The sequence below is a fragment of the Stutzerimonas sp. NM35 genome (genome assembly GCF_054604355.1).
The window spans coordinates 3,166,141-3,188,128 of record NZ_CM137728.1 but is presented as its reverse complement, the minus strand read 5'-3'; the positions used below and the strand labels follow the sequence as shown (position 1 = coordinate 3,188,128).

The 21,988-nt window shown below is 62.9% G+C and carries 23 protein-coding genes; 8 read left to right on the top strand and 15 right to left on the bottom strand.

Annotated elements, in window-relative coordinates; all coding sequences use genetic code 11:
* Positions 1 to 9: 9 nt before the first annotated feature.
* The 6 genes from metW to ACYCFC_RS14705 form a co-directional block, all read right to left on the bottom strand.
* On the bottom strand, positions 10 to 609 hold the full coding sequence (gene metW, locus ACYCFC_RS14730; protein WP_181086981.1) for a methionine biosynthesis protein MetW: 600 nt from the start codon (positions 607 to 609) through the stop codon (positions 10 to 12).
* Positions 610 to 619: 10 nt separating this feature from the next.
* Positions 620 to 1,759: a homoserine O-succinyltransferase MetX gene (metX, locus tag ACYCFC_RS14725; protein ID WP_181086982.1), complete on the bottom strand. Its 1,140-nt coding sequence runs from the start codon at positions 1,757 to 1,759 to the stop codon at positions 620 to 622.
* A gap of 80 nt (positions 1,760 to 1,839) precedes the next feature.
* Positions 1,840 to 3,795: a dynamin family protein gene (locus ACYCFC_RS14720; protein ID WP_459654005.1), complete on the bottom strand. Its 1,956-nt coding sequence runs from the start codon at positions 3,793 to 3,795 to the stop codon at positions 1,840 to 1,842.
* Positions 3,796 to 3,901: 106 nt separating this feature from the next.
* Complete coding sequence (locus ACYCFC_RS14715; protein ID WP_181086983.1) at positions 3,902 to 4,492, bottom strand: YggT family protein; 591 nt, start codon at positions 4,490 to 4,492, stop codon at positions 3,902 to 3,904.
* A 9-nt stretch (positions 4,493 to 4,501) separates the two neighbouring features.
* Complete coding sequence (gene proC / locus ACYCFC_RS14710; RefSeq protein WP_181086984.1) at positions 4,502 to 5,326, bottom strand: pyrroline-5-carboxylate reductase; 825 nt, start codon at positions 5,324 to 5,326, stop codon at positions 4,502 to 4,504.
* A gap of 3 nt (positions 5,327 to 5,329) precedes the next feature.
* On the bottom strand, positions 5,330 to 6,052 hold the full coding sequence (locus ACYCFC_RS14705; RefSeq protein WP_181086985.1) for a YggS family pyridoxal phosphate-dependent enzyme: 723 nt from the start codon (positions 6,050 to 6,052) through the stop codon (positions 5,330 to 5,332).
* 66 nt (positions 6,053 to 6,118) lie between these two features.
* Between ACYCFC_RS14705 and ACYCFC_RS14700 the strand changes: the two genes are divergently transcribed.
* Both ACYCFC_RS14700 and ACYCFC_RS14695 read left to right on the top strand, forming a co-directional pair.
* A complete protein-coding gene (locus ACYCFC_RS14700; protein WP_181086986.1) occupies positions 6,119 to 7,153 on the top strand; it encodes a type IV pilus twitching motility protein PilT in 1,035 nt (344 codons plus the stop codon).
* A gap of 247 nt (positions 7,154 to 7,400) precedes the next feature.
* A complete protein-coding gene (locus tag ACYCFC_RS14695; protein WP_181086987.1) occupies positions 7,401 to 8,546 on the top strand; it encodes a PilT/PilU family type 4a pilus ATPase in 1,146 nt (381 codons plus the stop codon).
* 31 nt (positions 8,547 to 8,577) lie between these two features.
* Here the strand turns inward: ACYCFC_RS14695 and ACYCFC_RS14690 are convergent, their stop codons facing one another.
* A complete protein-coding gene (locus ACYCFC_RS14690; protein WP_459652060.1) occupies positions 8,578 to 9,411 on the bottom strand; it encodes a TIGR03915 family putative DNA repair protein in 834 nt (277 codons plus the stop codon).
* Positions 9,411 to 10,622, bottom strand: a complete 1,212-nt coding sequence (locus ACYCFC_RS14685; RefSeq protein WP_459652059.1) for a putative DNA modification/repair radical SAM protein — start codon at positions 10,620 to 10,622, stop codon at positions 9,411 to 9,413. The genes ACYCFC_RS14690 and ACYCFC_RS14685 overlap by 1 nt, the downstream gene beginning before the upstream one ends.
* Before the next feature lie 144 nt (positions 10,623 to 10,766).
* Between ACYCFC_RS14685 and ACYCFC_RS14680 the strand changes: the two genes are divergently transcribed.
* Positions 10,767 to 11,165, top strand: coding sequence for an NINE protein (locus ACYCFC_RS14680; protein ID WP_181086990.1), 399 nt, complete (start codon positions 10,767 to 10,769; stop codon positions 11,163 to 11,165).
* A gap of 115 nt (positions 11,166 to 11,280) precedes the next feature.
* Here ACYCFC_RS14680 and ACYCFC_RS14675 read toward each other — a convergent pair whose 3' ends face one another.
* The 7 genes from ACYCFC_RS14675 to gshB form a co-directional block, all read right to left on the bottom strand.
* Complete coding sequence (locus ACYCFC_RS14675; RefSeq protein WP_459652058.1) at positions 11,281 to 12,558, bottom strand: dihydroorotase; 1,278 nt, start codon at positions 12,556 to 12,558, stop codon at positions 11,281 to 11,283.
* Positions 12,558 to 13,574 (bottom strand): aspartate carbamoyltransferase catalytic subunit, encoded by a 1,017-nt coding sequence (locus ACYCFC_RS14670; RefSeq protein WP_459652057.1) that lies wholly within the window; start codon positions 13,572 to 13,574, stop codon positions 12,558 to 12,560. The genes ACYCFC_RS14675 and ACYCFC_RS14670 overlap by 1 nt, the downstream gene beginning before the upstream one ends.
* 10 nt (positions 13,575 to 13,584) lie before the next feature.
* Positions 13,585 to 14,097, bottom strand: coding sequence for a bifunctional pyr operon transcriptional regulator/uracil phosphoribosyltransferase PyrR (gene pyrR, locus ACYCFC_RS14665; protein ID WP_181086993.1), 513 nt, complete (start codon positions 14,095 to 14,097; stop codon positions 13,585 to 13,587).
* A gap of 21 nt (positions 14,098 to 14,118) precedes the next feature.
* Positions 14,119 to 14,547 carry a Holliday junction resolvase RuvX gene (gene ruvX, locus ACYCFC_RS14660; RefSeq protein WP_459652056.1) on the bottom strand — a complete coding sequence of 143 codons (429 nt, stop codon included), beginning with the start codon at positions 14,545 to 14,547 and terminating at the stop codon, positions 14,119 to 14,121.
* Entirely contained in the window at positions 14,544 to 15,113 is a 570-nt protein-coding gene (locus tag ACYCFC_RS14655; RefSeq protein WP_181086995.1) for a YqgE/AlgH family protein, read from the bottom strand. Before ACYCFC_RS14655 ends, ruvX begins: the two co-directional genes overlap by 4 nt.
* Before the next feature lie 205 nt (positions 15,114 to 15,318).
* The gene (locus ACYCFC_RS14650) at positions 15,319 to 16,215 is read right to left on the bottom strand and encodes an energy transducer TonB (RefSeq protein ID WP_181083618.1); all 897 of its coding nucleotides are present in this window, start codon (positions 16,213 to 16,215) and stop codon (positions 15,319 to 15,321) included.
* Between the two features lie 133 nt (positions 16,216 to 16,348).
* Positions 16,349 to 17,299, bottom strand: a complete 951-nt coding sequence (gshB, locus tag ACYCFC_RS14645; protein WP_459652055.1) for a glutathione synthase — start codon at positions 17,297 to 17,299, stop codon at positions 16,349 to 16,351.
* 237 nt (positions 17,300 to 17,536) lie between these two features.
* Between gshB and pilG the strand changes: the two genes are divergently transcribed.
* From pilG to ACYCFC_RS14620, 5 genes are all read left to right on the top strand, one after another.
* Complete coding sequence (pilG, locus tag ACYCFC_RS14640) at positions 17,537 to 17,944, top strand: twitching motility response regulator PilG (RefSeq protein ID WP_181083622.1); 408 nt, start codon at positions 17,537 to 17,539, stop codon at positions 17,942 to 17,944.
* 44 nt (positions 17,945 to 17,988) lie between these two features.
* The gene (gene pilH, locus ACYCFC_RS14635; protein ID WP_158186391.1) at positions 17,989 to 18,354 is read left to right on the top strand and encodes a twitching motility response regulator PilH; all 366 of its coding nucleotides are present in this window, start codon (positions 17,989 to 17,991) and stop codon (positions 18,352 to 18,354) included.
* Between the two features lie 39 nt (positions 18,355 to 18,393).
* Positions 18,394 to 18,930: a chemotaxis protein CheW gene (locus ACYCFC_RS14630; protein WP_181083624.1), complete on the top strand. Its 537-nt coding sequence runs from the start codon at positions 18,394 to 18,396 to the stop codon at positions 18,928 to 18,930.
* 75 nt (positions 18,931 to 19,005) lie between these two features.
* Positions 19,006 to 21,054 carry a methyl-accepting chemotaxis protein gene (locus ACYCFC_RS14625; RefSeq protein ID WP_181083626.1) on the top strand — a complete coding sequence of 683 codons (2,049 nt, stop codon included), beginning with the start codon at positions 19,006 to 19,008 and terminating at the stop codon, positions 21,052 to 21,054.
* A 58-nt stretch (positions 21,055 to 21,112) separates the two neighbouring features.
* Complete coding sequence (locus tag ACYCFC_RS14620; RefSeq protein WP_181083628.1) at positions 21,113 to 21,979, top strand: protein-glutamate O-methyltransferase; 867 nt, start codon at positions 21,113 to 21,115, stop codon at positions 21,977 to 21,979.
* Positions 21,980 to 21,988 lie beyond the last annotated feature (9 nt).

Sequence of the window (21,988 nt, the reverse complement as noted above, 5' to 3'; positions counted from 1 at the left end):
TGACGCGGGTCATCTGCCCGGCCCGGTGACACGGTATATGCCGATTTCGCCGAGCAGGTTCGGCCACAGGCGACTGGCCCAGTCGTGTTTGTGGTCGCGGTCCACGGCCAGGCGTTCGAGCACGCGGGCACCACGCTCCCGACACAGTCGCTCGAAATCCTCGAAGGTGCAGAAGTGGATGTTCGGCGTGTTATACCAAGTGTAGGGCAGGAATTCCGAGACCGGCATGCGACCCTTGCTGGCCAGGTACCAGCGGCAGCGCCAGTGACCGAAATTGGGGAAGGTGATAATGCAGATCTTGCCGACCCGCAGCATCTCCGCCAGCACCTTGTCCGGGTAGTGCAGCGCCTGCAGCGACTGGGTCATGACCACCACGTCGAAGCTGTCGCTGGCGAAGTTGCCCAGGCCCAGGTCCAGGTTCTGCTCGATGACGTTGACGCCTTTCTCGACGCAGGCGGCGATCTTGTCCGGGTCGATTTCCAGGCCATAGCCGCTGACCTGCTTGTGGTCGCGCAGCCAGGCCAGCAGTTCGCCATTGCCGCAGCCCAGGTCGAGCACCCGGCTGCCGGCGGGGATCCACTCCTGGATGATGTCCAGATCGGCGCGCATGGTGGGCTCCTTATAGAACGATGCGGTTCATATAGCTGCTGAAGGCCTGCAGATAGCGCGGGATGGGGATGAGGAAGGCATCGTGGCCCTGGGGCGCATCGACTTCCAGGTAGCAGACGTTCTTGCGTGCGGCCATCAGCGCGTTGACGATTTCCTGCGAGCGTTCCGGCGAGAAGCGCCAGTCGGTGGTGAAGGAGATCACGCAGAAGTTGGCCTGAGCCACCTCGAAGGTTTTCGCCAGGTCGTCGCCGTGGGCGGCTGCCGGGTCGAAGTAGTCCAGCGCCTTGGTCATCAGCAGGTAGGTATTGGCGTCGAAGCGGCTGGAGAATTCCTCGCCCTGATAGCGCAGGTAGCTTTCGACCTGGAATTCCACGCTGTTGAAGTCGTAGTTGAGCTTCTCGCTCTTCAGGCCGCGGCCGAACTTGGTGCCCATGGCGTCATCGGACAGGTAGGTGATATGTCCGACCATGCGCGCCAGCATCAGCCCGCGCCGGGGAATCACGCCCTGCTCCTGGAAGTGCCCGCCGTGGAACTCGGGATCGGAGAGGATCGCCTGGCGCGCCACTTCATTGAAGGCGATGTTCTGCGCTGAAAGCTTGGGCGCCGAAGCGATGGCGATGCAGTGGCGGACGCGCTCGGGATAGCTCATCGTCCATTGCAGCGCCTGCATGCCGCCCAGACTGCCGCCCACCACTGCCGCCCATTGGGTGATTTCCAGCATATCGGCAAGACGTGCCTGGCTGTGGACCCAGTCTTCGACGGTGACCACCGGGAAATCCGCGCCGTAGGGCTTGCCTGTCTGCGGGTTGAGGCTGCCCGGTCCGGTCGAACCGTTGCAGCCACCGAGGTTGTTCAGGCTGACCACGAAGAAACGGTTGGTGTCGATGGCCTTGCCGGGTCCGATGCAGGCGTCCCACCAGCCCGGCTTGCGGTCTTCCATGCTGTGGTAGCCAGCGGCATGGTGATGACCGGACAGGGCATGGCAGATCAGCACGGCATTGCTGCGGCTGGCGTTGAGCTCGCCGTAGGTTTCGTAGATCAACTGGTAGTCATGCAGCGTGCGACCGCAGGCGAGTGCCAGCGGCTCGGCGAAATGCACGACCTTCGGACTCACCAGGCCAACGGAATCGGCTGGAATAGCAGTGGGCATCGACCCTGGCTCTTGCGAAAAGAAGCCGCAAAGTCTAAAGGTTAGCGCTGCTCAATTCACCCCCAATCGCAACGCCGGGGTCAGCCTGCGACGATACTGACCACCTTGCCCTGGCGTCGAGTCGGTGCCGGGCGTCGCAGCAGGCGCAGCATTTCGCCGGCCTGGGTCAGCTGTTGCCGCAGTTCGAGTTCATAGTGCGCCAGCTGACGGCTGCGCTGGCTGTTTTGCTGGTTATCCTGAGCCAGGCTCTTGAGGCGCAGGATATGCGTCTCAAGCTGCTGCTTGTGCTCCAGAGAATGCTGCATGAGCGGCATCAGGGCTTCGGCGGCCCAGTGTTCCGCTTCCTGGCGCAGGCGCTGGTGCATGGCGATCACCTCCTGCACCAGGGTAGCGAAGAAGCGTCGGGTCAGGGTGCGCTGTTCGGTGAGCAGGGTCTTTAGCTGCAGGCGGAACTGATCGGCCTTGTTCTGCAGGTCCTTGAGTTCCTGCTGGTAGGGGGCCAGGCGGAATAGCGGGGCATCGATCCCTTGCAGCGGGTTCTCTTCGTTGTGGCGGTTGTAGAGGGCGATCACCATTTTATTGGCCAGTGCCGCTTCCTGTTCCAGTACACCCAGATCCTGCTCCACCGAGCGGAAGAAGTGCAGGATGCTGAGGTTGATGCCCAGCGTGGTCAGGCTGCCGCTGAGGCTGCGGTGCAGGCGCGCCAGGTGTTCTTCCAGGCGCTCGGCGCGCACGGTGGCGCGCAGCAGTTCGCCCTGGCGCTGCAGCAGGCGCTGATTGGTTTTCAGCTGCAGCAGACGCTTGTGGTGCTGGTTGTGGTCGTGGCGAGTGCGGGCGGTCAGTTCCAGCAGCATCTGGCCGCTGTCCTGGCGGTGACTGTCGAGCAGTTCGCTCTGTTCGCGCACTTTGGTCAGGCGCAGGTCAAGAATGTTCTGGCTGTTATGCAGCAACGCCAGCACCTCGCGTACCACCTGCTGTTCCAGCAGTTGCTCCTTCCTGGCCAGGATGCGTTCGCAGAGCAATTGCTCCAGCGTCGCCAGCCGGCTGCGCTCCAGCAGCGCGGCGTCGCCATGGATCCTGGCGCGCAGGGCCTGCTTGGCCGACAGCGGCAGTACATCCACGGTGGCGATGCCCAGTTGCTGTGCTGTGCCGGCACGAATCTGCCCGATGGCCTCCTCTACGAAGGCCTCACCGCTTACGTCGTCCCAGAGTACGTCGATCTTGTTGAGGACGGCGAACAGGCGCTGCTGTCCATCGCCGAGCTGGCGAATGTGTTGCTGCCAGATGTCCATGTCGCTGGCGGTGACGCCGGTATCGGTCGACAACAGGAAGATGACTCCCTGGGCGCTGGGCAGCATCGACAGCGTAAGTTCCGGCTCGCTGCCAAGTGCGTTGAGACCGGGTGTGTCTAGAATACGCAGGCCTTGACGCAGCAGCGGGTGGTCGAAGTTAACCATGGCATGTCGCCAGGCCGGGATCAGCACCTCGTCGGCGGTGTCGGAGCTTTCCAGCGTATCTGGATGAAAGCCGAGTTGTATGGCCAGCTCCACCGGCACCGATTTGATGGCGGCCACCTGGCTGAAGGCTTCGATCATGCTGTCGGGGTCGTCCAGGTTCAGCGGCAGGCTCAGCCAGAAGCGCGGCGTGCGCTTGAGCTGGGCGATGCTGGTGTCTTCCAGGCGTGACTCGATTGGCAGCAGGCGAATGAAGGAGCGTTCCGTGCGTGGATCGAAAAACAGTTCGGTCGGACACATGGTGGTGCGGCCGGCACGCGAAGGCAGGATGCGCTGGCCGTATTCGGAGAAGAACAGGCTGTTGATCAGTTCGGTCTTGCCGCGGGAAAACTCGCCGACGAAGGCCAGGGTGATGTGATCGGTACGCAGCCGTTTGAGGGCGCGCTCCAGACGCGCATCCACGGCGCTGGAGTTGAGGCGGTTGTGGACGAGCCAGCTGCGATAGCGGGTGATCTCGCGAATCAGGTCGCGTTTCCAGGTGACGTAGGCATCCACCTGCCGGTCGAGTCGTTCCATGATCAGCGTTTCCTGAAAAGCGAAGGGGTGATTATCCCCCTCGCCCCGTGCAGGTCAATCGAGTCGCTGTGAACTGCCCCCAAAGCCAAAGAGGCGATCGAGAGCCTGTCGTTCAGACCAGCGCGCGCAGGATATTGGGCATGTTCGTCATCATGATCAGGTTGTTGATCACCAGCATTTCCAGCAGTTTGATTGCCAGAAAAGCGAAGATCGGCGAAAGATCCAGGCCGCCCAGGTTGGGCAGCAGGCGGCGGAAGGGCGCCAGTGCCGGCTCGGTGATCTGGTTGATCAGTTGCGCGCCGGGGTTGTGGCTGCCCGGTGCGACCCAGGACAGGATCACGCTGATGATCAGGGCATAGAAGAAGATATTCAGGAACAGCCCGGTGATGCCGATGATGGCCCAGACCAGAAGCTGCAGCGGATTGCCGATGCTGCCATAGGCCAGCATCAGGACGGCTGCCATCAGCAGTACCTGCACGATAATCGCCAGCACCAGCGAGGACAGATCGAGGCTGCCGATGCTGGGAATCACCCGGCGCAGGGGGCGTAACAGCGGGTGCGTCACCTTGACGATGAACTGGCTCAGCGGATTGTAGAAGTCGGCGCGCACCAGTTGCAGGATGAAACGCAGCAGCACGATCAGCAGATACAGGCTGCCGAGCGTCTGGATGATCATGATCAGGGCTTGCGAGAGTTGGGACATGAAGGCTCCTTAGTTGCCCAGTTGTGCGGCGAGTTCGGCTGAGCGTTGCGCAGCCGCATCCAGTGCCCGCTGTACGAGCGCCTCGAAGCCGCCCGCCTGGAAGGCTTTGATTGCCGCTTCGGTGGTTCCGTTCGGCGAGGTGACGCGGCGGCGCAATTCGGCGGCCTCGACATCGCTTTCGCAGGCCATGCGCGCGGCGCCGAGGGCGGTCTGCAGGGTCAGTCTGCTTGCCGTTTCGCGGGGCAGGCCGAGCTGTTCGCCGGCGGCGGTCATGGCTTCGATCAGCAGGAAGAAATACGCCGGGCCGCTGCCGGATACCGCCGTGACGGCATCGATCAGCGGCTCGTCATCGAGCCACAAGGCCAGGCCGACCGCGGACAGCAATTGCTCGGCCTGCTGCTTTTGCGCGTCGCTGACCTGAGCGTTGGCGTAAAGCCCGCTGACGCCCTGGCGCAGCAGCGAAGGGGTGTTGGGCATGCAGCGCACGATGGCCCGTGGCTGCGGGCCGAGCCAGTTCTGCAGGCTGTCGCAGCTGATGCCGGCGGCAATCGAGACGATCAACTGGTGCGCTTGCAGATAGCCGGCCAGGTCGCGACAGACGCTTTGCATCACCTGTGGCTTGACCGCCAGCACCACCACGTCGGCATGGTTCACGGCCTGGCCATTGTCGGCAAAGGTCTTGATGCCATGCTCGGCGAGGAGCGCGGCGCGTCTGTCCGCGCCGGGATCGCTGGCGCAGAGGGCGGCGGCAGAGGTGCCCTGGGCGCGTAGCCCGCCGATCAGGCTGGCGGCCATGTTGCCGCCGCCGATGAAGGCGATCCGGGGAGTGCTCATCTGTTATTTCCTTTGGTCATGAGTGGGCGCTGCCGTAGCGGTTTGCGATGGGTAGGCGCGGGCGCCGAACAGGGCGGTGCCGATGCGTACCCAGGTGGCGCCTTCGGCGATGGCGGCTTCAAGGTCCTGGCTCATGCCCATGGATAGGGTGTCCAGTTTTGCGTCGAGTTCGTGCTGTAACTGGCGCACGAGGGTGAAGGCGGCGTGTTGCTCGGTGATGTCATCGGTGGGTTCGGGAATGGCCATCAGGCCGCGCAGGCGCAGATTGGGCAGTGCCATGATGGCACGGGCCAGTTGCGCGACCTCCTGCGGGGCGCAGCCGGACTTGCTGGCCTCGCCACTGACGTTGACCTGCAGGCAGATATTCAACGGCGGCAGTTCGGCGGGGCGCTGATCCGACAGGCGCTGGGCGATCTTCAGGCGATCGACCGAATGCACCCAGTCGAAATGCTCGGCGATGGCGCGGGTCTTGTTCGACTGGATGGGACCGATGAAATGCCAGGTGAGGGTGAGGTCGGCAAGCTCGGCCTGTTTTCCCAGGGCTTCCTGCAGATAGTTTTCGCCGAAATCGCTCAGGCCGGCGTTGTGGGCTTCGCGAATGGCTTCTGCCGGTTGCGTCTTGCTGACGGCCAGCAGCCCGACCGTTTCGGGATCGCGTCCCGCAGCTTGCGCCGCCTCACGGATACGCGTTGCGACCTTTGCAATATTCTTCGCTATCGTGGACATTTACCTGCGCCGCCGCCTTGGGGTCTGCGCGGCATTCTACCTGCTTGCTTGTAATTGGGGAGTCCCATGGATATCACAGAGCTGCTGGCCTTCAGTGCCAAGCAGGGTGCATCGGATTTGCACCTTTCTTCCGGTTTGCCACCGATGATTCGCGTCGATGGCGATGTCCGGCGGATCAACCTGCCGGCCATGGACCACAAGCAGGTGCATGCGTTGATCTACGACATCATGAACGACAAGCAGCGCAAGGATTTCGAGGAGTTCCTCGAGACCGACTTCTCGTTCGAGGTGCCCGGCGTCGCGCGTTTCCGGGTCAATGCCTTCAACCAGAACCGTGGCTCGGGAGCGGTATTCCGGACCATTCCGTCCAAGGTATTGACCATGGAAGACCTCGGCATGGGCGAAGTCTTCCGCAAGATCACCGATGTGCCGCGCGGGCTGGTGCTGGTCACCGGGCCTACCGGCTCGGGCAAGTCCACGACCCTCGCAGCCATGCTCGATTACCTGAACAACACCAAGTACCAGCACATTCTTACCATCGAAGACCCCATCGAATTCGTCCATGAATCGAAGAAGTGCCTGGTCAACCAGCGCGAAGTGCACCGCGATACCCTGGGCTTTTCCGAGGCGCTGCGTTCGGCCCTGCGCGAGGACCCGGACATCATTCTGGTCGGCGAGATGCGCGACCTGGAAACCATCCGCCTGGCGCTGACCGCGGCGGAGACCGGGCACCTGGTATTCGGCACCCTGCATACCACCTCGGCGGCCAAGACCATCGACCGGGTGGTGGACGTGTTCCCCGCCGAGGAAAAGGCCATGGTCCGCTCGATGCTCTCCGAATCCTTGCAGGCGGTGATTTCCCAGACCCTGATGAAAAAGGTCGGTGGCGGGCGCGTGGCGGCTCACGAAATCATGATCGGCACCCCGGCAATCCGTAACCTGATCCGCGAGGACAAGGTGGCGCAGATGTATTCCTCGATCCAGACCGGCGGTTCGCTGGGCATGCAGACGCTCGATTCCTGTCTCAAGAGCCTGCTGGCCAAGGGCATCATTTCGCGTGACAGCGCCAAGGAGAAGGCCAAGCAGCCGGAAAACTTCTGAGAACCTGTCCAAGGCCTGCTGCGCGTCGGTCCTGCTGCGTTAAAAACAGGCTCAGCAAGCCGCTTGCGGCTAACGCGCTTCAGCGCGGCCCGAAGGGCGAACGAAAGTGAGTAATGCTCATTTAGGCCACTAAACTGCGCTTCTTCGCCTGTTTTTGCCTTGCATGCCTCTAGCTCGCGAGGCCTTGAACAGGCTCTAACTACTGGCCACCGTCCGAGACGGTTTCGCCACGACTGCGAGTACGACGATGGAATTCGAGAAACTGTTGCGCCTGATGGTGGAGAAAGGCGGCTCCGACCTGTTCATTACCGCCGGTGTGCCGCCGTCGATCAAGGTCAACGGCAAGATCATGCCCGTGAGCAAGACGCCGATGTCGCCGGAAATGACCCGCGAAACCGTGCATGGCGTGATGAACGAGCAGCAGCGTCGCGAATTCACCGAGAACCACGAATGCAACTTCGCCCTCAGTGCGCGCGGTATCGGTCGCTTCCGCGTCAGTGCCTTCTACCAGCGCAACCTGGCCGGCATGGTGCTGCGGCGCATCGAAACCAATATCCCCACCATCGATGACCTCAAGCTGCCGGATATCCTCAAGAACCTGGCCATGACCAAGCGTGGGCTGGTGCTCTTCGTCGGCGCCACCGGCACCGGCAAGTCCACCTCGCTGGCGGCGATGGTCGGCCACCGCAACAGGAATTCCAGCGGCCACATCATCTCCATCGAGGACCCCATCGAGTTCATCCACCAGCATCAGAGCTGCATCGTCACCCAACGCGAGGTCGGCATCGACACCGACTCCTTCGAAGTGGCGCTGAAGAACACCCTGCGCCAGGCGCCGGACGTGATCCTGATTGGCGAGATCCGCGCTCGCGAAACCATGGATTATGCCGTGGCCTTCGCCGAGACCGGCCACCTCTGCCTGGCCACGCTGCACGCCAACAACGCCAACCAGGCGCTGGACCGGATCATCAACTTCTTTCCCGCCGACCGTCAGAATCAGGTGTGGATGGACCTCTCGCTGAACCTCAAGGCCATCGTCGCCCAGCAACTGATTCCGACACCCGATGGCAAGGGCCGTCGGGCGGTGATCGAGGTGCTGATCAACACGCCGCTGGCCGCCGACCTGATCCGCAAGGGCGAAGTGCACGAGCTCAAGGGCCTGATGAAGCGCTCCACCGACCTCGGCATGCAGACCTTCGACCAAGCGCTGTACAACCTCTACGTGCAGGGCGAAATCACCTACGAAGACGCCCTGCTGCACGCCGACTCTTCCAACGACCTGCGCCTGATGATCAAGCTGGGCTCGGAAACCGACAGCGAGCACCTGAGCAGCGTTTCCCAGGGCCTGACCCTGGAGGTCAGCGACGACGATCCGGGCCGCAGCTTCCGCTGACAGCCTGTCAGCCTGTCAGCCTGTCAGCCTGTCAGTCTGGCTGACGGGCCGGGCCGATGCGCTTGCCCGGCTGATTGGCGACGCGTTCGGCCTGACCATCACGCTGGGCTCCGGCGCGGGCGCGGCTCATCAGTTGGGGAATCAGCGAGCCCTCCGGCAGGTTCTTCCAGAAACGCACCGGCAGATGGCTCTGCATCACTTCGCGGTTGAGCCGGGCCGGATTGAAGGTGCTTTCGTAGTAGGCCTTCCACAGCTCGGCGCCGGGGTCCTGTGCGCCTTGCGCCAGCTGCCGCCAGGCGAGAGGGCAGGGGTTGGCGTAGTGCAGGGTCATTCCGTCCCAGAGCACCGCATCCTCCGGCGTTGCGATCAGCCAGGAATGCAGGCCCATGCGTTCGGCGAAGTGTGGGGCCGCGCTGAGCAGGATGTCGTGAGCGGGCTCGAACCAGGCCACGTAGTCCGGAGCGCTGTCCGCCCCCGATGGGCTGAAACGCAAGAAGGCATGCAGATGATGGGCTTCACGGCGCACTGCCTTGAGCCGTGCGTGCAACTCGCTGCCGTCGACATCGCCGACCAGCCGGGCGCTGCGGTCACCCTTGGCGACCCGCCAGAGAATGCGATAGAGCAGGCTCCAGCGATCACTGTTGCGAAAGCGTGCGGCGCCCTCCAGTTCGGCCAGTAACTGTCGTGGAATGCGTATGGCTGCCGACGGCGTGCCCGGCTCGGGCACGGCGCACTGCTCGAACAGGCCCCCTCGGGCGTTGCCCGCCAGCCATTCCAGCTGATGGGGCGCAACCTCTTCAACAAGCAGGGCGCGGGCAGCGTCGCGCCAGCCCTCGAAGCTGCCGTCGAAGCGCACCTGACGCATCACCACAGCGCCATCTGCTGCGGGCCTTCACTGAGTTGCCGGCGCAGAGTCACGGAGTCGCGATGCGCCAGGCTCGGTCGGTAATCCTGGGTGATGATGAACGGCTTGGCTTTCTCCAGTGAGCAGCGCAGCCGTGTCAGGTCTTCGAAGCGGATGCGCTTCTGCCGACGCAGGGCGACCAGGCGTTTGGCGCTGAGTATCCCGATGCCGGGAATGCGTGCGATCAGTGTGGGCTCGGCACGGTTCAGGTCGACGGGAAAATGCTCACGGTTGGCCAGTGCCCAGGCGAGCTTGGGGTCGATGTCCAGCGGCAGGTTGCCCGGCCCGGCAAGCAGTTCGCCGGCACTGAAGCCATAGCCGCGCATGAGAAAGTCGGCCTGGTACAGGCGATGCTCGCGCAGCAGCGGCGGCGCTTCGAAGGGCACGCTGGCGGGGCTGTTGGGGATGGGGCTGAAGGCCGAGTAGTAGACGCGGCGCAGGCGAAAGTCGCCATACAGCGACTGGGCGGTGTGGAGGATGGTGCTGTCGTCCGTGGCGTCGGCGCCGACGATCATCTGGGTGCTCTGGCCGGCGGGGGCGAAGCGTGGCGCACGCTTTTCCACGCGGGCCTCGGTTTCGCCCTGATGGATCGAGTGCATCGCCTGTTTGATGGAGACGACCTGTTTTTCCGGGGCCAGGCGGATCAGGCTGCTTTCGGTGGGCAGCTCGATATTGACGCTGAGGCGATCGGCATAGCGTCCGGCTTCGGCGATCAGCAGCGGGTCGGCGTCGGGAATGGTCTTCAGGTGGATGTAGCCGCGAAACTCGTGTTCCTCGCGCAACAGTCTGGCCACGCGGTTGAGCTGCTCCATGGTGTAGTCCGCCGAACGGATGATGCCGGAGCTGAGGAACAGCCCGCTGATGCAGTTGCGGCGGTAGAAATCCAGCGTCAGCGTCACCACTTCTTCAGGGCTGAAGCGCGCGCGAGGCACATCGCTGGAGCGGCGGTTCACGCAGTATTGGCAGTCGTACAGGCAGAAGTTGGTCAGCAGGATCTTCAGCAGGGCCACGCAGCGGCCATCGGGCGTGAAGCTGTGGCAGATACCCGTGCCGTCGGTGGCGCCAAGCCCGCTGCGGCCTTTGGAACTGCGCTTCGGCGCGCCGCTGCTGGCGCATGACACGTCGTATTTCGCGGCGTCGGCCAGGACGCTGAGTTTGTCGATCAATTGCATATGGGATTGCCGAAATACTGTTTGCATGTACAGTATCACGGCAGTGCCGTTTCGCGTTGCCCGTTTGGCGGCGGCACGTGCACACGCCATCGGATAAGATCAGAGCAGCGCCCGGACGGGCTTTCCAGACAGCGAGGTTTTCCCATGCAACAGGACACGCATAGCAAGGTGATCGGCTATCTGCTGTGGATATTCGGATTTCTCGGCTCGCACCGTTTCTATTACGGCAAGCCTGTGACCGGCACGATCTGGTTTTTCACTCTGGGCCTGTTCTTCATCGGTTGGATCATCGACCTGTTCCTGATCCCGTCGATGGACCGCGAGGCCGACCTGCGCTTCAACTCCGGGCCGATTGACTACAACATCGCCTGGATACTGCTGACCTTCCTCGGCGTGTTCGGGGTGCACCGCATGTACCAAGGCAAATGGATCACCGGGATCATCTACCTGTGCAGCGGCGGGCTGTTCTTCATCGGCGTGCTCTACGATTTCTGGACGCTGAACGACCAGATATCGCTGCGTAATGCCGAGAAGAGCCGATAAAAGCCGACAAAGGCGCTGGAGGCTGGATGGCTGGACGAAAAGCTTGACGGGGATTTAGCGTAAGCCTCCAGCCCTGTAGGTCGGGTTAGCCGAAGGCGTAACCCGACGCTCGACTTCAGCCCTCAGCCCGATAACTGACCCGGCCATCGACGATGGTGTAGCGCACCGCGCCGGGCAGGCAGTGGCCGATAAAGGGGCAGTTGCGGCCTTTGGAATACCAGGTTTCCCCGGCCAGGGTTGAACCCTGCGGATCGAACAGCAGGATATCCGCAGGCGCACCCACGCTCAGTTGCCCGACCGGAAGGCGCAGCGCGGCAGCCGGACCGCTGCTCAGGCGAGCCAGCAGCGTCGGCAGGTCCAGCAGGCCGTCTTCCACCAGTGTCAGGGCCAGCGGAAGCAAAATTTCGGCGCTGCTGATGCCCGGCTCCGTCTCGCCGAAGGGTGCCTGCTTGGCGTCGATTTCGTGGGGCTGGTGATGGGTGGAGATGGACGAGATCACACCGCTTTTCACCGCCTGGCGCAGGCCTTCGCGATCCGCTGCGCTGCGCAGCGGCGGCTGCACGTGGTACAGGCTGGAGAAGCCGTGCAGCGCTTCGTCGGTGAGGATCAACTGGTACATCGCTACGTCAGCGGTGATCGGCAGGCCGCGAGCTTGCGCCTCGGCGATCATCTGTGCGGCGCGCGCGGTGGTCAGCTGGGTGAAATGCGCGCGTACGCCGGCCTGTTCCACCAGCAGCAGGTTGCGCGCCAGGGCAATGGTTTCCGCGGTTTCCGGGATGCCGGCCAGGCCGAGGAAGGTCGCGCTGGGGCCTTCGTGGGCCAGCCCGCCTTCGGCCAGGTCGCTGTCCTGGCAATGAATGATGATGGTGAGATCGAAGGTCGCAGCGTATTCCAGGGCGCGGCTGAGGTTGCGGTTGCTGGCGATGTTCGCCAGGCCGTTGCCGAAGGCTACGCAGCCGGCATCGCGCAGCGCGACCAGCTCTGACAGCTGTTCGCCGGCCAGGTCACGGGTCAGTGCGCCGATGGGGAAGACCTTGGCATGACCGGATTCGCGTGCCCGGTCGAGGATCAGCTCGGCGACGGCGGCGGTATCCAGCACCGGTCGGGTCAGTGGCGGGCAACACAGGCTGGTGATGCCGCCGGCGGTGGCGGCCAGGGTTTCGCTGGCGATGGTGCCTTTGCGGCTGTAACCCGGCTCGCGCAGGGCGACCGACAGATCGACCAGGCCGGGCGCGGCGACCAGACCCTGGGCGTCGATGCTTTGCACCGCGCCGAAGTCGGCGGGTGCCTGGCCGATGGCGACGATGCGGCCATCGCGGCAGTAGAGGCTGGTGATTTCATCGCGACCGCTGGCCGGGTCGATCAGGCGCGCACCAAGGATTTCGATTGGCATCAGTTCTGCTCCTCGGCAGCGTATTCGTTTTCGAGTTGGCGCTGGGCGTTCTGGCCGCTCATCGACATGGACAGCACCGCCATGCGGATGGCGATGCCGTAGGTGACCTGGTTGAGAATGACCGACTGGGCCGAGTCGGCCACCGCCGATTCGATTTCCACCCCCCGGTTGATCGGCCCCGGATGCATGACGATGGCGTCCGGCCTGGCCAGTGCCATGCGCTGCGTGGTCAGGCCGTAGAGCCGGTAGAACTCGCCTTCGCTGGGCAACCGTCCGCCCTGCATGCGCTCGCGTTGCAGGCGCAGCATGATCACCACGTCGACATCGCGCAGGCCTTCGTTCATGTCGTTGTAGACACTCACGCCGTACTGCTCAAGGCCTACCGGCAGCAGGGTCTTCGGGCCGATCACGCGGATGTCGGGGCAGCCCAGGGTCTTCAGCGCCAGCATGTTCGAGCGCGCCACGCGCGAATGCAGGATGTCGCCGACGATGGCCACCGAGAGCTTTTCGAAGTCGCCCTTGTGGCGGCGGATGGTGAGCATGTCGAGCATGCCCTGGGTGGGGTGGGCGTGACGTCCGTCACCGCCGTTGATCACTGCGACGTCGGGGCAGACGTGCTCGGCGATGAAGTGCGCCGCACCGGAGTCGGCATGGCGCACGACGAACATGTCCGCCGCCATGGCTTCGAGGTTGCGCAGGGTGTCGGTGAGGGTTTCGCCCTTGCTGGTCGAGGAGGTCGAGACGTTCAGGGTGATGACGTCCGCCGAGAGGCGCTTGGCGGCCAGTTCGAAGGTGGTACGGGTGCGCGTGGAGTTCTCGAAGAACACGTTGCAGACGGTCTTGCCGCGCAGCAATGGGACTTTTTTCACCGCTCTGGCGCCGACTTCGAGAAAGGAGTCGGCGATGTCGAGAATTTCCGTCAGCAGTTCGCGTGGCAGGCCATCCAGGGACAGGAAGTGGCGTAACTGGCCGTTGTCGTTCAGCTGCAGGGGGCGCTTGGCGTCGATAGGCGTCATCGAAAGTGTCTCAGTTGGCGGAAGCGAGGGTCTGGTATTCGAGTGCGAGCGGCCTCGGGCCGAGCAGTTTGACGCGTTGCTCGGGCGGCAGGGACAGGGTTGCGCCGACCACGTCCGGCCTGATCGGCAGTTCGCGGGCGTTGAGGTCGAGCAGGCAGACCAGGCTGACGCTGGCGGGCCGGCCATAGTCGAACAGCTCGTTGAGCGCGGCGCGGATGGTGCGGCCACTCATCAGCACGTCATCGATGATCACCAGATGCTGCCCTTCGATCTCGAAGGGCAGCTCGGAAGGACGCACTTGCGGGTGCAGGCCGTTCTGGGTGAAGTCGTCGCGATAGAAGGAGACGTCGAGAATGCCCATTGCCTCGTCCTTGCCGCGCAATGCGAGCAGGGCCTGGGCCACCCAGACGCCGCCGGTGCGGATGCCGATGAAGCGTGGTTGCTCGATGCGGTGGCTGTTCAGGTGCAGATCGAGCGCGGCGGCCATTTCGGGGAGCAGCTGTTCGGGGTTGGGCAGGGTCATGATGTCTCCTTGAAAGCCGTTTCAGGCCTTGGGCTGCGCAGTCAGCCAGCCTTCCAGTAAAAGTGCCGCGGCGAGGGCGTCCACCGGGCGTTGACGAAAACCGTCGTTCTGGCCTGCGCGCAGACGCTCACCCTTGGCTTCGTAGGTGGTCAGACGCTCGTCATGGGTGTGCACGGGCAGGTTGTAGCGACCATTGAGGCGCCGGGCGAACTTCTCCGCGCGCGCGCTCATGTCGCTGGGGCTACCGTCCATATTGAGCGGCAGGCCTACCACCAGCGCATCGGGCTGCCACTCGCGCAGCAGCGCCTCGATCTGGTTCCAGTCGGGCACACCATCGCGCGCCTTGAGCACGCAAAGCTCCCGCGCCTGGCCGGTAATCATCTGGCCGACGGCGACGCCGATCTGCTTGGTGCCGTAGTCGAAGCCAAGCAACAGGCGCGGCGTACTCATGCGTGACCGACCTGGCTGCTGAGCCGGCTGAGGTCGACGCCCAGCGATGCTGCGGCGGCGCTCAGGCGCTCGTCATGGGCAAGGTCGAAAAGAATGTGCGGCTGCGCCGGGCAACTCAACCAGGCGTTGTCCACCAGCTCCGCTTCAAGCTGGCCCGGCTCCCAGCCGGCATAGCCGAGAGCGATGAGGTGTCGCTGCGGACCTTGGCCGTCGGCGATGGCGAACAGCACGTCCTGGGAGGTGGTCATGCCCAACGGGCCAAGTGCGAGCGTCGCCTGGAACTGGGCATCGGCCGGGTGCAGCACGAAGCCACGATCGACCTGCACCGGGCCGCCGGAAAAGATCGGCAGCAACTGGCTGAGCGGGGTCGGCGGCTCGTCGGGGCGCAGCTGTTCGAGGATGTCGGCCAGATTCAGCCCGTTTGGGCGGTTGACGATGAGGCCCATGGCGCCGTCCTGATTGTGCTCGACCAGATAGATCAGCGTCTGGGCAAAACGAGGATCGGCCATGTGCGGCATGGCGATCAGGAAGTGGTGCTTGAGATAAGTCGACGTGGCGTTTTTCATGCCGCTAGTTTCGGGCTTCGGCGTGGCGGCTTCAAGCTTCAAAAGCAGCGGGTAGGTCGGGGCGTGCTCTGCCGACCCGGCGAACGGCCAGACGTTGCGAAGGTCTGCGCCTTGCTCGTCGGGTCATGCCTTCTGATCGTCGGATTACGCCTTCGGCTAATCCGACCTACGGTCTGTCTGCGCGCATCAACGCGCCGGCGTCCTTTTATTGGCTGGACAGCCGGTCGCCGCGCTCGAAACGCCAGGTCCTGATGATTTCCACCTGGTCAAAATGCTTTGCAAGCTCGCCCGCGAACGGGGCGAAGGGGGCCGCGAGCCGGACGATCCGCATGGCGGCTTCATCGAGTACGGTATGCCCGGAGGATTCCAGCACCCGTAGTTCCTGCACGCTGCCGTTGCGGTCCACCACCACCAGCATCCGCAGGCTGCCGTGGATGCGCTGGCGGCGAGCCTCTTCCGGGTAGTTGAGGTTGCCGACGCGCTCGACCTTCTTGCGCCACTCGTCGCGATACCAGGCGCTGATGTCGCGCATGGTGGCGGCGGTGTTCTGGCGGCTGACGCGGGGGCGCTTGGCGTATTGCTGGATATCCTGGGACAGCTGCGCTTCGAGACTGGCGATCTCGGCGCTCAACTGCGAACTGTCGAAGGTCGGCGCTGGTGGAGTCTGGGGCTGCGGCTTGTTTTTCTGCGGTGTGTCCGGGGTCTTTTCCGGTTGCGGAGCACGCGTCGCGACGGCGGTTTTCGGTGCTTCGCTGCGATTGCTGGGCGGCGGTGCGGCTGCGGGCGAAACCTTGCGTACCTCGGTGTCCTGGAAGGGCGCCTGCTCGCTGGTTTTCGGCGCGGCCTTGTGCTCCAGGGTGCCGCTGCCCTGCTGATTGTCCTGGGCGAGAAAGTCGGCTTCCTTGGGCTTGTCTTCGCTCTTGAAGGTCGAAAGGGTGATTTCCAGTGTCTTGCTGATCTGGTTGGGCTCGGTCAGGGTAAAGCCGAGACCCAGGATCAGCGCCACATGCAGCGCAGCGGCGAGAAACAGGGTAAAGCCGAGGCGATCCGCAGGGCGGACACCGGGGCTGACGGGAACAGGTTGGCGTGTAGCGGCGTTCATCGCATTTCAGTCGACTCGAAGTGCGCGCAGTCTGCCGACTTTGCGCGGCAAGCCGCAAGTTTCACGCGCAAAGCTGTAGGTCGGGTCACGCTTCACCGACCCGACGGGCGGAGATGAGTCCAGCTTCCAGCCGCTATCGCTTCAACTTGCCGGCAATCGCATCCATCAGACGCTCTCCGATGCGGGTGTCGAAGGCGTTGTCGATCTCGCGGATACAGGTCGGGCTGGTGATATTGATTTCGGTGAGGTAATCGCCGATCACGTCCAGACCCACGAACAGCAGGCCGCGCTTGCGCAACTCCGGGCCGACGATGGCGGCGATCTCGCGGTCGCGATCCGACAGCGGCTGAGCCACGCCGCGCCCGCCGGCGGCGAGATTGCCGCGGGTTTCGCCGGCGGCAGGTATACGTGCCAGGCAATAGGGAATCGGCTCGCCGTCGATCATCAGGATGCGCTTGTCGCCGTCCTTGATGGCCGGGATATAGCGCTGCGCCATGATCTGGCGGGCGCCGTGCTCGGTCAGGGTCTCGAGAATCACCGAGAGGTTGGGGTCGCCTTCCCGGTGGCGGAAGATCGAGGCGCCGCCCATCTCGTCCAGTGGTTTGAGAATGACGTCACGCTGCTCGCGGGCGAACTCGCGGAGAATGTCCGCGCGCCGGCTGACCAGGGTCGGTGGCGTGCATTGCGGAAATTGCGTGGCGAAGAACTTTTCGTTGCAGTCGCGCAGGCTCTGCGGGCGGTTGACCACCAGCACGCCGGCGCGCTCGGCCATTTCCAGCAGGTAGGTGGTGTAGACGTACTCGCCATTGAAGGGCGGGTCCTTGCGCATCAGGATCACGTCGAGCCCGCCCAGAGGCGCGTCGATTTCCTCGCCGGTTTCATACCAGTGCTGCGGATCGTCGAATACCTGCAATGCGCGCATGCGCGCACGGGCTTCGCCGCCAAGTTGATAGAGATCGCACTGCTCCATGTAATAGAGCGTCCAGCTGCGTGCCTGGGCGGCCAACAGCATGGCGAGGGAGCTATCCTTCTTGAAAGCGATCCGCGCAATCGGATCCATGATGATCCCGACGCGAACAGTCATGTGGTGATCTCCGGCGATAAGGCAGTACGAGGCTGCGGGACATTGAAAATGTCGACGCAGATTGGCGGCGGTTGTGCGCTGGGTCAAGGAAAATCCAGCTCCTTTTCCGGTCGATAGCATGGGCATCAGGAGTGTGCTAAAAAGGTCCGGCGATTGGGTGCAGCCCATCGATGACAGGGCCTGTAGCGCACTGACATAACGATAAACTACGACTCACCGAGGCGATGGTAGGGCGAAATGGAACAGCACTCCGAGGGCTTGAAGGTCATGGTGATCGACGATTCGAAGACGATTCGTCGCACCGCCGAAACGCTGCTGAAGAAAGTAGGTTGTGACGTGATCACGGCGGTGGATGGCTTCGATGCGCTCGCCAAGATCGCGGACACCCATCCGCGCATCATCTTCGTCGATATCATGATGCCCAGGCTCGATGGCTATCAGACCTGCGCGCTGATCAAGAACAACAGTGCCTTCAAATCCACTCCGGTGATCATGCTGTCTTCCAAGGATGGCTTGTTCGACAAGGCCAAGGGACGCATCGTCGGGTCGGATCAATACCTCACCAAACCTTTCAGCAAAGAAGAGTTGCTTGGCGCGATCAAGGCCCATGTGCCTGACTTTGCGCCGATAGAGCAAGTATCCTGAAGTTCGGCCCTGTGTGCCGCTGAAGCCTTTCCCACGGAGAAACCATGGCTCGCGTTCTGATTGTTGATGACTCGCCGACCGAAATGTACAAGCTGACAGCCATGCTGGAGAAACATGGCCACGTCGTGCTCAAAGCCGAAAATGGTGCGGATGGTGTGGCGCTTGCCCGCCAGGAAAAGCCCGATGTCGTCCTTATGGATATCGTGATGCCGGGCCTCAACGGTTTTCAGGCTACCCGCCAACTGACCAAAGATGCTGAAACCAGTCACATTCCTGTAATCATTGTGACCACCAAGGACCAGGAAACCGATAAGGTCTGGGGCAAGCGTCAGGGGGCCAAGGATTACCTGACCAAGCCCGTCGACGAAGCGACACTGCTGAAGACCCTTAACGCCGTGCTTGCGGGCTGATCTGGCAAATCTGCAAACCGGACGAAGGGAAGTGGCAGCATGTCGGACAGGCCAACACCGTTTCAGCGACTTCTGGATATCGATGCACGTTGCCGGGCGCTGGCAGCCGGACTGCCTTCCCAGCAGGAAGCTGTCCAGACCTGGGCCGGTATCGGATTTCGGATGGGTGAGCGGTTGTTCGTCGCACCTATGGGGGAGGTCGGCGAGATACTGCATGAGCCACGTTACACGCTTCTTCCCGGCGTGAAGAGCTGGGTCAAGGGTGTGGCCAACGTGCGCGGCAGATTGCTGCCGATCATGGACCTGTGTGGCTACTTCGGGCTGGAATTGTCGCCGTTGCGCAAGCAGCGACGGGTATTGGTGGTCGATCACCAGGACGTGTTCGCCGGGCTGACGATCGACGAAGTGTTCGGCATGCAGCACTTTCCGGTCGATGCCTTTTCCGAACAGCTGCCACCAGTGGAAGCATCGATCCAGCCCTTTATCCATGGTGTCTTCCAGCGCGAGCAGCCCTGGCTGGTCTTCAGCCCGCATGCGCTGGCTTCGCATCAGGCATTTCTGGACGTGGCGTATTGATTTAGGCGGGTCGGCAGGCGCCGGCCTTTGGTTCTTGGAAGGAAACGTAAGGGTGGTCCAGGCGGGGGCCGGATAATGAAAAAAATGAACGCAAATGCGCTGCTGGCCGGTGTGCGCAGCAATACGCTGATCGCCGGGCTGTTTATTCTCCTGATCGTGTCGATGGTGCTGTTGTTCGCCAACTTCGCCTACGTCAGCACCCAGGCCGACAACGACAGTGAATACATCGGGCACGCGGGCGAGCTGCGAGTTCTCTCCCAGCACATCGCGAAGAACGCGGTGGAAGCGGCTGCCGGTAAACCAGAGGCGTTCGACTCGTTGAAGGATGCGCGCAACGATTTCAGCCGTCGCTGGGGTTATCTGTCCCAGGGTGACGACAGCATCGGCCTGCCCGCCGTGCCTCAGTCGCTGCAGGGCGAGATTGCCGCCGTGCAGCAGGACTGGGATACCCTGCGGCAGAACACCGATGCCATTCTGGCCAGCGAGCAGACCGTACTTTCCCTGCACCAGGTCGCCGCGACCCTTGCCGAAACCATTCCGCAGCTGCAAGTGGAATACGAAGAGGTCGTCGACATCCTGATCGAAGGTGGCGCCCCCGCGGCCCAGGTTGCCGTTGCCCAGCGTCAGTCTCTGCTGGCCGAGCGTATTCTCGGCTCGGTGAACAAGGTGCTTTCCGGTGACCAGGACTCTGTTCAGGCTGCCGACATGTTCGGACGCGATGCCAGCCTGTTCGGTCGAGTGCTCAACGCGATGCTCGATGGCAACGAAGCCATGGGCATTGTCAGCGTAAGTGATGCCGAGGCGCTGGACCGCCTTGGCGCGATTGCCGAGCTGTTCCAGTTCGTTTCCGGCTCCGTGGACGAGATTCTGGAAACCTCGCCGGAGCTGTTCCAGGTGCGTGAATCGTCCAACAGCATCTTCGAGGTTTCGCAGACGCTGCTCGACAAGACCTCGGCGCTGACCGAAGGCCTGCAGGGCCGTGCTGATGCCCGCTACATCAACACCCTGGCCGGTTATGTGCTCGGCGCTCTGGCGTTGGCATCGATCCTGTTGATCGGTCTGGTCATGGTTCAGGAAGCACGCCGTCGGCTGACCGAGACTGCGGAAAAGAACGAGCGTAACCAGACGGCGATTCTGCGTCTGCTCGATGAAATCGGTGACCTCGCTGACGGTGACCTCACCGTAGCCGCAACGGTTACCGAAGACTTCACCGGCGCTATCGCCGACTCGATCAACTATTCCATCGACCAGTTGCGCGATCTGGTCGAGACGATCAACCAGACTGCCGTTCAGGTATCCGGTGCCGCCCAGGAAACCCAGGCCACCGCGATGCATCTGGCCGAGGCTTCCGAGCATCAGGCGCAGGAAATTGCCGGGGCTTCGGCGGCGATCAACGAAATGGCCGTGTCGATCGACCAGGTATCGGCCAACGCCGCCGAATCCTCGGCGGTAGCGGAGCGCTCGGTAGCCATCGCCAACAAGGGCAACGAAGTGGTGCACAACACCATCACCGGCATGGACAACATCCGCGAGCAGATCCAGGACACCTCCAAGCGAATCAAGCGCCTCGGTGAGTCGTCCCAGGAGATCGGTGACATCGTCAGCCTGATCAACGACATTGCTGACCAGACCAACATCCTCGCACTGAACGCGGCGATCCAGGCCTCCATGGCCGGTGACGCCGGTCGTGGCTTCGCGGTGGTCGCCGACGAAGTACAGCGCCTTGCAGAACGTTCCTCGGCGGCAACCAAGCAGATCGAGGCACTGGTCAAGACGATTCAGACCGATACCAACGAGGCGGTCATCTCGATGGAGCAGACCACCTCCGAAGTGGTACGCGGTGCACGCCTGGCGCAGGATGCCGGGGTCGCTCTGGAAGAGATCGAGAAGGTATCCAAGAGCCTTGCGGCGCTGATCCAGAACATCTCCAACGCCGCCCGGCAGCAGGCTTCGTCCGCCGGCCATATTTCCAACACCATGAACGTGATCCAGGAAATTACCTCGCAGACTTCCTCGGGCACCACCGCGACCGCCAAGAGCATTGGTAATCTCGCGAAGATGGCCAACGAGATGCGGCATTCGGTTTCCGGCTTCACCTTGCCGGAAAACCAGGATCAGGCCTGACTGGGACGCGGGGGCCTGTTAATGGTCTCCGTGGACGTTCATGAGTGAGGGGCAGGGCATGCAGCCGAGCGTTGACTGGTCACTGAGACCCTTGGCCGATATGTCATCAGCGGAGTTTCGCGAGTGGCAGGCCTTGCTTGAAGAGCGCTCCGGCATGGTGATTTCCGAGCAGCGTCGGTCATTCCTGCAGGCCAATCTGAGCAGCCGCATGCGCGAAGTCGGCGCTGCCGATTACGCCAGCTACTACCGCCAGGTCACTGCCGGTGCCCGTGGCGCGGTCGAGTGGTCGATGCTGATGGACCGGCTGACCGTACAGGAAACCCGCTTCTTCCGACATCCCCCCTCGTTCGCCCTGCTTTGCGAATATATCAGGCAGCGCCAGGCATCCCGTGACGCGGCCTTGCCATGGTCGTTGTGGAGTGTCGGCTGTTCCAGTGGTGAGGAAACCTACTCGCTGGCCATCTGTGCTGCCGAGGTGCTGGCTGCTGCTGACGGAGAAACCTGTTACGGCGTGACCGGCACGGATATCAGCCTCAGCGCCCTGAGCCGGTCCCGTGACGGTATCTATGGCCCTCGGCGGCTTGAGCAGGTGGAGCCGCAACTGCGTGAACGCTACTTTCAGTCCCTGCCGAATGATCGCTTTCAAGTGATACCCAGCCTGGCGGCACGCGTGTGCTTCGCCAGGCTCAATGTGCTGGAGCTGGCCGGTGCGCCAATGTCCGATATGGACGTCATTTTTTGTCAGAACCTGTTGATCTACTTCCGCCGCTGGCGTCGCCGCGAAATCCTCAACCGCCTGGCCGAGCGCCTGGCGCCTGGGGGATTGCTGGTTATCGGTGTGGGCGAAGTGGCTGGTTGGCAGCACCCGGAACTGCTGCCGGTGGCCGACAGTCGGGTTCTGGCCTTTACCCGGAAAAGTTTATGAGCGGAGTCG